13 protein-coding genes are annotated in these 11,336 nt (G+C 66.5%); 4 read left to right on the top strand and 9 right to left on the bottom strand.

Annotated features, from left to right (window positions below):
- Positions 1-39 precede the first annotated feature (39 nt).
- The 5 genes from LRR16_RS05075 to LRR16_RS05055 all read right to left on the bottom strand — a co-directional run bounded on the left by LRR16_RS05075 (position 40) and on the right by LRR16_RS05055 (position 2,751).
- A complete protein-coding gene (locus tag LRR16_RS05075; RefSeq protein ID WP_006576954.1) occupies positions 40-615 on the bottom strand; it encodes a hypothetical protein in 576 nt (191 codons plus the stop codon).
- 6 nt (positions 616-621) lie between these two features.
- On the bottom strand, positions 622-888 hold the full coding sequence (locus LRR16_RS05070; protein WP_006576953.1) for an acyl carrier protein: 267 nt from the start codon (positions 886-888) through the stop codon (positions 622-624).
- 73 nt (positions 889-961) lie between these two features.
- Complete coding sequence (locus tag LRR16_RS05065) at positions 962-1,231, bottom strand: phosphopantetheine-binding protein (protein ID WP_006576952.1); 270 nt, start codon at positions 1,229-1,231, stop codon at positions 962-964.
- A complete protein-coding gene (locus LRR16_RS05060) occupies positions 1,218-1,994 on the bottom strand; it encodes a 1-acyl-sn-glycerol-3-phosphate acyltransferase (RefSeq protein ID WP_064576644.1) in 777 nt (258 codons plus the stop codon). Before LRR16_RS05060 ends, LRR16_RS05065 begins: the two co-directional genes overlap by 14 nt.
- Positions 1,987-2,751 carry a beta-ketoacyl synthase chain length factor gene (locus LRR16_RS05055; protein ID WP_232204987.1) on the bottom strand — a complete coding sequence of 255 codons (765 nt, stop codon included), beginning with the start codon at positions 2,749-2,751 and terminating at the stop codon, positions 1,987-1,989. Before LRR16_RS05055 ends, LRR16_RS05060 begins: the two co-directional genes overlap by 8 nt.
- A 569-nt stretch (positions 2,752-3,320) precedes the next feature.
- Between LRR16_RS05055 and LRR16_RS05050 the strand changes: the two genes are divergently transcribed.
- The gene (locus LRR16_RS05050; protein ID WP_232204985.1) at positions 3,321-5,120 is read left to right on the top strand and encodes a methyl-accepting chemotaxis protein; all 1,800 of its coding nucleotides are present in this window, start codon (positions 3,321-3,323) and stop codon (positions 5,118-5,120) included.
- Between the two features lie 111 nt (positions 5,121-5,231).
- On the opposite strand, the gene LRR16_RS05045 is transcribed toward LRR16_RS05050, so the two are convergent.
- From LRR16_RS05045 to LRR16_RS05035, 3 genes are all read right to left on the bottom strand, one after another.
- On the bottom strand, positions 5,232-5,711 hold the full coding sequence (locus tag LRR16_RS05045) for a carboxymuconolactone decarboxylase family protein (protein ID WP_006576587.1): 480 nt from the start codon (positions 5,709-5,711) through the stop codon (positions 5,232-5,234).
- Positions 5,712-5,815: 104 nt separating this feature from the next.
- The gene (locus LRR16_RS05040) at positions 5,816-6,772 is read right to left on the bottom strand and encodes an RNA polymerase sigma-70 factor (protein ID WP_255674026.1); all 957 of its coding nucleotides are present in this window, start codon (positions 6,770-6,772) and stop codon (positions 5,816-5,818) included.
- 148 nt (positions 6,773-6,920) lie between these two features.
- On the bottom strand, positions 6,921-7,613 hold the full coding sequence (locus LRR16_RS05035; protein ID WP_232204983.1) for a putative glycolipid-binding domain-containing protein: 693 nt from the start codon (positions 7,611-7,613) through the stop codon (positions 6,921-6,923).
- A 126-nt stretch (positions 7,614-7,739) separates the two neighbouring features.
- Here LRR16_RS05035 and LRR16_RS05030 point away from each other — a divergent pair, with 126 nt between their 5' ends.
- The 3 genes from LRR16_RS05030 (at position 7,740) to LRR16_RS05020 (ending at position 10,457) form a co-directional block, all read left to right on the top strand.
- Positions 7,740-8,051 (top strand): hypothetical protein, encoded by a 312-nt coding sequence (locus LRR16_RS05030; RefSeq protein WP_232204981.1) that lies wholly within the window; start codon positions 7,740-7,742, stop codon positions 8,049-8,051.
- 346 nt (positions 8,052-8,397) lie between these two features.
- Positions 8,398-9,723: an oxalate/formate MFS antiporter gene (gene oxlT / locus LRR16_RS05025; RefSeq protein WP_006576590.1), complete on the top strand. Its 1,326-nt coding sequence runs from the start codon at positions 8,398-8,400 to the stop codon at positions 9,721-9,723.
- A gap of 146 nt (positions 9,724-9,869) precedes the next feature.
- The gene (locus tag LRR16_RS05020) at positions 9,870-10,457 is read left to right on the top strand and encodes a LysE family translocator (RefSeq protein ID WP_157072050.1); all 588 of its coding nucleotides are present in this window, start codon (positions 9,870-9,872) and stop codon (positions 10,455-10,457) included.
- A 24-nt stretch (positions 10,458-10,481) separates the two neighbouring features.
- On the opposite strand, the gene LRR16_RS05015 is transcribed toward LRR16_RS05020, so the two are convergent.
- Positions 10,482-11,336, bottom strand: a complete 855-nt coding sequence (locus tag LRR16_RS05015) for an AraC family transcriptional regulator (protein ID WP_232204980.1) — start codon at positions 11,334-11,336, stop codon at positions 10,482-10,484.

Genomic DNA, 11,336 nt, shown 5'->3' with positions numbered 1-11,336 from the left:
CGCGCCAGTCGCGACACCAGTTCGTGGAGGCCAACACAATCACTCATCATGCTTCCTCGCCAGCACGCGTCGCCGCACGAGCCATTCGCCGGCGAACATCAGCGCGATCAGCACATAGGCGATGCCGCCGTTGTACAGCGCCCAGACCGCGTCGCTGGCCCACCAGGCGGTCGCGAGCGCCAGCGCGCCGTTGAAAACGAAGAACAGGCACCAGGCGATGGTCACGCGGCGCGTGTAGGCCACGCCGCTGGGCGGCAGCTCCGGCTCGCGCAGGCGCGCGATACGCTCGACCAGCGTGGGCGGATGCAACAGGCTCCATCCGAACACGGCCAGCATCACGCCATTGACCAGCGCTGGATACAGCTTGAGCGGCAGCGTCTCGCCGGACAGGAACACCGCGACCGCCAGCAACAACGCCGCGGCCGCCATTGCGATCCAGGCCGGCTTGCCGCGCAGCGTGCTGGCGCGCAGCAGCGCCACGCCCACCAGCGCGAACGCGGCCACGCGCGGCGACGCATGGCGCAGCCCAGCGTAGACGATCAGCGGATAGAGCAGCGTGGCCGCCCCCGCCAGCAGCATGCGGGGCGGCACGCGCCAGCCGGTGCCGGGTGCCATCGAGACTTACACCTCCGCCGGCGTAGGCGAGGCGTCGATCAGCAGCGCCAGCGCCGCCACCACGTCCTGCACGGTACGCACCGACTTGAACTGCTCGGGCTTGAGCGGCTTGTTCAGCATCGGCTTGAGCTTGACCAGCAGATCGACCGCGTCGATGCTGTCGATGTCCAGGTCCTCATACAGGCGTGCGTCCGGACGGATGCGTTCGGCATCGATTTCGAACGTCTCTTCCAGGACCGCCGCGACGCGCGCGAAAATCTCTTCGTGAGTCATGATCTTTGGCTTGATGTCTTCGCAGGGGATGGGAATTGCAACAGGGGTTGCAACGGGGCTCGCGACAGCTACCTCAGGCAGGCTCCGGCGTGCGCTGGGCCGCTACGAATCGCGCCAACGCCGCGACGCTGCTGAAATGCTTGCGCATCTCCTCCTTGTCGCCGCTCATCGCGACACCGTAGCGCTTCTGCACGGCCAGCCCGAGTTCTAGCGAGTCGATCGAGTCAAGGCCAAGCCCCTCGACGAACAGCATCGCATCGCTGTCGATGTCCGCCGGGCGGATATCTTCCAGCGACAGCGAAGCAACGATCAGTTCCTTGATTTCTTGTTCAAGCGCCTTCACGGCGTACCTCCTGGATAAAAAACTCTGCCAACGCGCGCGTGACGTCGCGCACCGCCTGCATCGGTTCGGTATCGGGAGCGACCCAGTGTTCGACAGGCACGTCCTCGTGCACATGGAGCACGAAGCAGGGCCGCCGCACTGGCACCCGATACCACTTCTCCCCTTTGGTCAGAGTCGGCGGCGTGCAGCGGATCGTCACAGGCGTCAACGCAAACCCGCCCCGCACGGCGATATTGGCCGCGCCCCGCTGCAGACGCGGCAGGCCGCACGGGTCGGTACGGGTTCCTTCGGGGAAGATGACCAGATTGTTGCCTGCGCGCAGCGACGCAATACATGCATCGACCATGCCCGGACCAGCGTCGTTGCAGACATAACCGGTGGCGCGCACCGGACCACGCGTGAAGGGATTGCGCATCAGCGCGGCCTTGACCACGCAGTCGGCTCGCCGCACTTGCGAGATCAGCAGCACCACGTCGATCAACGACGGGTGATTTGCCACGATGAGCAGGCCGGAGCGTTGCAGACGCTCCGCATGTCGAACCTCGTAGCGGATCACGCCGACCGTTGCCATCAGCCAGACGAACAGTCGGAACACATGGTGGATCAGGTTCTTGCAAGCACGCTGGCATACCGGCGACGGCCGCAGCAGCAGCGACAGCAGCGGAAACACCAGCACGCGCAGCGCCAGTCCACCCACCCCGAAGCACGCGAAACATATGCCGGTCGCACAAATGCGCCAGCCGCGATCGAGCCGCTCAACCATGATGCCGCCAGGTCCAGCTACGACCGCCGCCGCGATGGCACAGCACCGCGGATCGCGCCAGCATGAAGCGAAGTACCTCGAGCCCGTGCGGCAGCGGCACGCCGGTATTGCATGGCGATTCGACGTCGACAGCGTGATGGGGACCCAATGGTTCGTCCCCATCGCATGTCAACGACCAGCGCGGCGCATCGGCGCCTGGCGCAGCAATGCGCCAGGCCCAGGCATACAGTGCCTGCGGCTCATCGGCGAACATCGCGTAGGACGGCGGCAGCGGCGCGTCGTAACACACCACCAGCACTTCCTCATGGCCATCGGCCAGCAGGGCGCACGCTTCAACCAGTGCCGTCTCGGCGGTCTCGCGGCCGGCCGCGATCGCCTGCAGCACCGCCGGACGCCGCTGGTCGATCGAATGGAGCGCGCCGATCGCGTTGTGAACCGACAGGCCGAAGCTGGTCGGCGACAGCGGCGCGCCGGCGGCCAGCTCCTCGAGCATCAGCGCAGAGCGGGAAACTTCGCCATGGCGCGAAGCGAAAACCGCGGGGATGTCCGCCGGTGCCTCGCACGCGTAGGCGGCATGGAGGGCCACGCGGCCCAGTTCACCGAGCCGGCGCCGCAGCATCGGGGCCATGCCCGCCACCGCCGGCACCTCGCCATCCGGGGGAAGCCATGGCGCGCGGCTCCATGCCTCCCATTGCCGGGCGGTATGCAGTTGCGGCGCACACGCGGCCCAGCCGCGGATTGCGAATTCACATGCCATGCGAGGTGTTGGATATACCGACAGACGGCGCGCAGCGGCCCACGGGCGCGCGAAGGCGTCCGGGCCGACTTGCCGTATGCCGAAACTTGGTGCGGATGAGGAAGCCGATTGGCGCTGCTAGCGGTTATCGACGGCTTTGCGCAGACCTTGAGGCTTCCCGCGGCAGCGCGCCGGTCAATGTGCCCGCGCACGTTGGCACGCGCGGGCACGGCGACGGCGCTGACCGCCGGGCGACCGAACCGTATCGATGTCGGTCGCGAATTGACGCTCCCCTTGTTGACCTTACCCGTGTTCTTTTGATTTTCGAAACCCGCGATTGTATTACCAAAGTACATCCGGTCACTCCCCCCGACAGGAGTAGTCGCCACGTCCGATACCCCGCGAACCGCTGCCGGGGCGTACCGCGCGGCCTCGCAAACTGCCTCTCAAATCACATTTGTATTTCCCTGTCAAGCCGAGGGTGAATATCCGCCGCTGCGCGCCGTTAGCCGCGCAGGCGCCGCCGCGAGTGTCCCCGAGGGGCCGTTGGCTCCCCCTTGCACCGGCGCCATTTCCTGGAATTGCTTCGTATGTTCTCCTCCATCCGCTCGCGCATCGTGGCGCTGTGCGTGGCTATCGTCGTGGCCGCGCTCGCGGTCAATGCCGCCATCAACTATGTGGTCGCCGACTCCTACAACGACACGGCGATCGACGATTCGCTGACCGCGCTGCAGGCTGGCCATGCCGGCGCGATTGCCGACTGGGTCGACAGCCATGGCCGAATGATTGCGTCGCTGCGCGATGCGGTGCTGCAGGCCGACCCGTCCGCCGCGTTGAAGCAGGTCGCGGACGCCGGCGGCTTCACCAACGTCTATGTCGGCTATGACGACAAGCGGGCGATGTTCTCCAACCCGACCGGCATTCCGCCGGGCTACGATCCGACCGGTCGTCCGTGGTATCGGCAGGCCGCCGCCGCGGGCAAGCCGGTGGTGACGCCGCCCTATGTCGATGCCGGCAGCGGCAAGCTGGTGGTGGCCTTCGCCGCGCCCGTGATTGCCGACGGCGGCGTCAAGGCGGTGGTGTCGGGCGACGTGGCGATGGACCGCGTGATCGCCAACGTCAAGGCGATCCACCCGACGCCCTCGAGCTTCGGCATGCTGGTGACGCAGGCCGGCCTGATCGTGGCGCATCCCGATGACAAGCTGACGCTCAAACCCGTCGCCGATCTGGTGCCGGGCCTGGACGCCGCGCAACTGGCCGCGCTGCTGACGGCCGCCGCGCCGACCGAAGTGCAGGTCGGCGGCGCCGCCAAGCTGCTGCGCGCCCGCGCGATTCCGAACACTGACTGGATCGCGATGATCGCGCTGGACAAGACCGAAGCAACCGCCGGCATGCGTTCGGTGCTGATGGCCTCGGCGCTGACGCTGGTCGTCATCGCGCTGGCCGCGGCCGCGCTGGCCGGCATGGCGACGGCGGCCTCGTTCCGCCGCCTGTCGCAGGTGCGCGACGTGATGGATGCGATCGGCTCCGCCGATGGCGACCTGACGCGGCGCCTGCCGGCCGACGGGAAGGACGAGGTCGCGCAGATCGCCCGGGCCTTCAATACCTTCGTCGACAAGCTCTGCACCGTGATGCGCCAGATCCGCGATGCCAGCGAATCGGTGCGCCATGCGGCCGACGAGATCGCCGCTGGCAACCTGGATCTGTCGCAGCGCACCGAATCGGCGGCCGCGAGCCTGCAGCAGACCGCCGCGTCGATGGAGCAGATCACTGCCACCGTCGCGCAGTCGGCCACCTCGGCCAGGCAGGCGGACGATTCCGCGGTCGCTGCCTCGAAGATCGCCTCCGAAGGCGGCGTGGTGATCGGTGAGGTCATCGGCACGATGGACAAGATCGAGCACGCCTCGGCCAAGGTCTCCGACATCATCGGTGTGATCGAGGGCATCGCCTTCCAGACCAATATCCTGGCGCTGAACGCCGCCGTCGAAGCGGCCCGCGCGGGCGATCAGGGCCGCGGTTTCGCGGTGGTCGCCGGCGAGGTGCGCGGACTGGCCCAGCGCAGCGCGCAGGCGGCCAAGGAGATCAAGACGCTGATCGAGTCCACGGTCGGCGAGGTGGCCTCGGGCTCGGGCCAGGTGCGCAGGGCCGGCGAGACGATGACGGCGATCGTCGGCAATGTGTCGCAGGTCAGCACGGTGATTTCGGAGATCTCCAGCGCCGCGGTCGAACAGACGCGCGGCATTCAGGAGGTCAACCAGGCGGTCGGCCAGCTCGACGAGATGGTGCAGCAGAACGCCGCGCTGGTCGAACAATCGTCGGCGGCCGCGTCAGCGCTGCAGGCGCAGGCGAACAAGCTGGCGGGCGCGGTGGGGCTGTTCCGGCTGGCGTGAGGATGTTCGGGTCGTTCCCGCGAACGCGGCAACCCAGCGTCTTTTGAAGCCGCTGGGTCCCTGCCTGCGCGGGGACGACGGAGCGTTTTTTCCAGTGTGGCCGGTGGGCCGTTATTCGAGCCCGGCCTTGTCCAGTCCGAACATCTTGTCCGCCGAACCCGGCACCGTGCGGAACGCGACGTTGGCGCGGTTCCAGCCGTTGATGCCCATCACCGCGAAGGTCAGGTCGGACAGCTCCTTCTCCGACAGCTGCTCGCGCACCCGCGTGTAGATGTCGTCCGGCACGCCGTGCGGCGGCAACTGCGTCAGCGTCTCGGTCCATTCCAGCACGGCACGCTCGCGCGGCGAGAACAGCGCCGACTCGCGCCAGATCGCGACATGGTAGAGGCGCAGTTCGCGCTCGCCGTGCAGCTTGGCTTCCTTGACGTGCATGTCGAGGCAGAACGCGCAGCCATTGAGCTGCGAGGCGCGGATCGACACCAGATCGAGCAGCGATCGTTCGATGGCGCCGCCATCGATGGCCTGGCTGAAGTTCAGATAGGCCTTGAACAGTTCGGGCGATTGCTGGATGTAGTTCAGGCGTTGGGTCATGGCTTTCTCCTGGTCCAAATGGGTGCGCACCGGGGGGAGCGCGGCGGTTATCACGGCGGCGGCCAGCGGCCACGCGCCCCTGAAATGAACGAACATGCAGGCGCTCAGCAGGCGCCGCGCGCGAGCGCGATGCGCAGCAGCTTGTCGGGATTGCGCTGGGCGTGGATGCGGACGATGCGCTCGCCGTCGGTCTCGTAGCACTGCGCCGATTCCAGCTGGCCGTCGACAAAGCGCAGCAAGGCCCAGTCGCCATTGAGCAGTGCCAGTTCGACGCTGACCGCAGCGCCGGGGCGCTGCGCGCTGACCGCGAACACCTTGGCGATGCGCCAGCCGCCGACCAGCGGCTTGGGGAAGCTCGGCACCTTGCCGCCGCCATCGCCGATCAGCTCCGCGTCCTCGGCCAGCATCGACTGCAATGCCGCCATGTCGCCGCGCTCCATCGCCTGGGCAAACCCTTGCAGCAGACGCAGATGCGTCTCGCGCGGGACGGCGAAGCGCCGCCGCTCGTCGCGCAGCTGCACCTTGGCGCGGCTGACCAGCTGGCGGCAGGCGGCCTCGCTCTTGCCGATCGTGCGGGCCACGTCCGCGTAGTCGGCGTCGAAGACTTCGCGCAGCAGGAAGGCCGCGCGCGCCTCCGGGGTCAGACGTTCCAGCAGCATCAGGAAGGCCACCGACAGGTCGTCGGCCCGCTCGGTCAGCTGCTCGGGGGTCGCGGGCGATTCCGACAGCTCGGGTTCCGGCAGCCAGATGCCGGCGTAGTGCTCGCGCTGGACCTTGGCCATGCGCAGCCGGTCGATCGATAGCCGCGTCGTGACGGTGACCAGCCACGCCTCGGCGTTGTCGATGCCGCCGCGGTCGGCCTCATGCCAACGCAGCCAGGCGTCCTGCACCACGTCCTCCGCTTCCGCCACCGTGCCCAGCATCCGATAGGCGATGCCGTGCAGGCGCGGCCGCAGCCGGGCGAAGGTCAGCGTGGCGGGATCGGCGGGCGCGGCGGTGGCGGCGGTGGCGGCATAAGCGGCCGGGTCCGGCCGATCGCGGGTATCGGATGGGCGGGTCATCGCATTCCAGATCGTCAAGGGTCAATGCCATGGCGCAACCGTGGCGCGACCATGGCGCCGCTGCGGTGCCGGCGTGGCACTGTAGCAGCCAGTCAAACACAAGACGTCTGGCGAGGCCCGTTTGTGACAGCGCCGTGCTGCCGAAGGGTCAGGGTCCGCTTGCGGCCAGCGCCCGTGCCGCCGGCATCCGGTCCCAATACGGGGGATAGCCGATGACGAGGCCCCCGGCATCGACCGTCAACTCGGCGGTGAACGACGAATCCTGGCCGTGGTAGCCGCCCAGGCCGCTGCCGGCCTGCTGACGCTCCCCTGCGGGCCCGAGCGTCTCATAACGGAAGCGGCGGCAACCGTCCGTGTCCGTGGCCAGCAAGGTGTAGCGCTGCCGGACCGGCTCGACCCGCAGTTCGGGCAGGCGGACATAGGCCATCGTGAAGACCTGGGCGACGCCCGGCTCCCAGCTGGCGTGGCACACCGGCAGCGTGTTGGTGATCGGGGTGGCCATGATGTCGATATAGCCGGCCTCGGCAAGGTCGTCGCGCGGACCTTGCTCATCGGTCCACTGCCTGCCGTCCCACGCCAGCCCCAGGGCCCGCGTATCGCCCTGGTACACGGTGCGGGCCTCGAGCCGGACAAAGCGCCAGTCCGCCTCGCACTCGAGCCGATAGGCCAGTTCCAGCGGGCCGTCGTCCCACTGGGCCTGGACCCGCCCTTCGACCCGTACGCGATCCGCGGTGCGGGTCACGGCGGCCACATCGAGGCCGGTGCGGGTCAGCCAGGACCACGCGACCAGCTGGACGTCGGCGGATTGCGGAGTGCCGCCCGGGGATGCCGATGGATTCATGTTCGCCCTCCTTTGTGCAGACAGGCTTGGGCAGGCGCGGTCTTCTGTCATGGGCCGCGTGCCCTCGCCATCGAGAGCGTCAATCTACCGCGATACCGGCAAGCCGGCGATGCGCAATCGGCATTGGTGGCGGTTATTCATGGTGCCGGCGCGCCTCCGCCGATAATGACATGCAATATCGCCAGGAAAATGGCGAGCGAAAAAACAAATCAAATCAATAATCTTCCCGGCAGCAATCCCGGCGCATCGAATATTGCGCCGCATCACCATGGAAACCGCATCGCCAGATATTTTCAACGGGCAATCATTTTATTTTCCATAATCATTCGCCATTCATCTGAAGCAGCGCAGCATAGTGATTTCCGGAATGAATCCCTGCTGGTGAAAACCCTGCCACCCCTTTCACTTGACTTAATTGATATATCACATACCTTGTAACCCATCGCCACACCCAATGCGAGCGGGGCGATGTCCGTGATGGCAACCGGCACCCCAACAGAGGGACACCAACGGCAGGAGGAATGCATGGAAAACGATTCGACCGGGTCGTCCATCGCCGCCAGATCAGTTTAAGCAAGCCCGCTTCGCCCCATCCTTCAGTTCCGATCGCGCCTGCCGCCACCGGCAGCGCAATAGCGCAGGGTTTTTTGTTTCAGGAGCGGATGTGTAACGGACATAGAAGCCAACGATACAGGAGACATTGAAATGCTAGCGACGATATCCCAGCCGAGGTGCGGCACCGCACATTCGGACAGGCAGGATCAAACGATTGAAGGAGTGCGCCATGAATAATTCGTCGACGGCGGCATTCCGCCCCAATCCACAGGTCTCCGAAAAGACGCGCTGGACACAGCTGATCGTTGGCGTCATCTGCATGGTCGCCACCGCCAACATCCAATACGCCTGGACGCTGTTCGTCCCGGAAATCCAGGAAACCTTCGGCTGGTCGCGCGCCAATATCCAGATCGCCTTCACGGTGTTCGTGCTGGTGCAGACCTGGCTGGCGCCGATCGAGGGCTATTTCATCGACAAGTTCGGGCCGCGGATGATGGTCGCTTTCGGCGCCTTGCTGATGGGTAGTTCGTGGGTCATCAACTCGCAGGCCACCACGCTGATGGGCTTCTACGTCGGCGCCGCGGTCGGCGGGCTTGGCGTCGGTTCGATCTACGCGACCTGCATCAACAACGCGATCAAGTGGTTCCCCGACCGCCGCGGTCTCGCGGTCGGCCTGACCGCGGGCGGTTACGGCGCCGGCTCGGCCGCCACGATCCTGCCGATCGCGGCGATGATCGAGTCCTCGGGCTTCCAGCACACCTTCCTGTTCTTCGGGGTGCTGCAAGGCACGCTGGCGTTCGCGGCCGCCTGGTTCCTGCGCTCGCCGAAGGCAACCGAGGTCAAGGCATCGAACAAGCTGGCGCAGGCCACGCGCGACTACACGTTGAAGGAAGCGCTTTGCACCAGGCTGTTCTGGCTGATGCTGGTGATGTTCGTGCTGGTGGTCACCGGCGGCATGATGGCCGTGGCACAGCTGGGCGTCATCGCCAAGGACCTCGGCGTCAAGGACTTCCAGGTCGACCTGCACTTCTTCGTGATGGCCGCCCTGCCGCTGGCACTGATGCTCGACCGCGTGATGAACGGAATCTCGCGTCCGCTGTTCGGCTGGATCTCCGACCATATCGGCCGCGAGAAAACCATGGTGATCGCCTTCTCGCTGGAGGGGATGGGCATCATCGCGCTGGGGTATTTCGGCCACAACCCGTATGCCTTCCTGATCCTGTCCGGCGTCGTGTTCCTGGCCTGGGGCGAGGTCTACTCGCTGTTCTCCGCGCTGGCCGGGGATGCCTTCGGCACCAAGCACATCGGCAAGATCTACGGCGTGCTCTATACCGCCAAGGGCATCGGCGCGCTGTTCGTGCCGATCGGCAACCTGATCATGGAAGCAACCGGCACCTGGTCCACCGTGCTGTACACGGTGGCCACCATGGACCTGATCGCGGCCTTCCTGGCGCTGATGGTGCTGCGGCCAGTGCTGGCGGGGCATGTGGCGACATCCAGACGGCTGTTCTCGAAGGAGGAGGCGGCGGCAGCCGGCACGCAGGTACCCGCCTGATCGATCTCCACCCCGGCACACGCCGGAACTGATGCGGGCTTCTTCGGAAGCCCGTTTTTTTGCCGAAGCAGTTTTGTTCAATACAGCGGCCCATGGCCGCTTCTAGCATGCGCCATCGTCCAATCCGGAGCGCAACGATGGCCTCTCTGCCCCTGCTGCTGTCCATGGCCGCCTTTGCCCTGGTCTCCTCGATCACGCCCGGGCCGGTCAATATCGTGGCGCTCAGCGCCGGCGCGCAGCACGGCCTGCGCGCGAGCCTGCGTCATGTCACCGGCGCGACCGTCGGTTTTTCCGTGCTGCTGCTGTTGGTCGGCCTGGGCATGCATCGACTGCTGACGCAGTGGCCCGCGTTGACGACGGCGATCCGCTGGGGCGGCATCGCCTTCCTGCTGTTCATGGCGTGGAAGCTGGCTACCGACGAGGGAGCAATCGAGGCGAGCGGCGGCGGCAAAGGGCCGTCGTTCCTGTATGGCGCGGCGATGCAATGGTTCAATCCCAAGGCCTGGCTGGCGTCGGTGGCCGGCATCGGCGTCTACGCGGCCGATGGCGCCGGCGTACAGGTGTGGCGCTTCGCGGCGATCTATTTCGTGGTCTGCTATCTGTCGATCGCCTGCTGGGCCTATGCCGGGGCGTTCCTGCGCGGTTATCTGCGCGATGCGCGCCGCGTGCGCCTCTTCAATCGCGCGATGGCGCTGCTGCTGGTCGCCAGCGCCCTGTTTCTGGTCGAGCGTTGAAGCCCCGTCGGCCGCGAGCCGGTCTCAGCGCATGCGCTGATATTGCGCCGGCGTGGCGGCGACCATTCGCTTGAACACCCGTTGCAGGTGGGCCTGATCGGCGAATCCCGCTTCCAGCGCGACATCCGAAATCGCGCGGCCCCGCTTGAGCTGGCTGCGGCTGTACTGCACGCGCCGATTGACCAGATAGGCGTGCGGCGTCAGCCCATAGTGCTGCTTGAAGGCGCGGATCAGATGCGATTCGGACAACTGCGCGGCGGCGCAGATATCGCCAAGCCGCAGCGGCCGCGCGAAATTGGCGTCGATATATTCGGCGGCGCGCCGCAGCCGATATGCCGGCCAGTGGCGATGCGCTCCGTTCTCGCCGGTATCGGAAGACCGCGGCCTCAGCGCCGGCAGAAGACGCCGATGCACCTCCGAAAAAAACGCAATGGCAGCCTCCTCCTTGCGCATCGGCTCGATGCCCTCGTCCGTCAGCAAGGCATGGAAGCGGCCCAACGCGCGATGCAGCGCGGCATCGTCGCTGACCCGCGTCGAAAACGCCTGGAAGTCGCTGTTGCGGTCGAAGCCCTGATCGTGCTGCAGCGCGCCCAGCCAGCCGGCGTCGACATGCAGCATCCGATACGACCACGGCGCATCGTCGAGCGGATTGCAGGCGTGCACCTCTTCGGGATTCATCAGCACGACGGCCCCGGCACCGACACCGGCGCGCATGCGGCCACTGACGTAGACGCTGCGGCCGCCGGTCACCGCACCGATCGAGAAGGTCTCGTGCGAATGCGCGCCGTAGCGGATGCGGCGGCCGTCCTCGATCCAACGCGCCTCGATAAACGACAGGGAAGGATCGCGCCAGAACACCGGCGTCGCTGTACTCGTCAT

Origin of the sequence: Cupriavidus sp. UGS-1 (assembly GCF_021213615.1) — a bacterium.
GTDB lineage: Bacteria > Pseudomonadota > Gammaproteobacteria > Burkholderiales > Burkholderiaceae > Cupriavidus.
The sequence above is the reverse complement of the archived record's forward strand: the minus strand, read 5'-3'. Positions and strand labels throughout refer to the sequence as shown.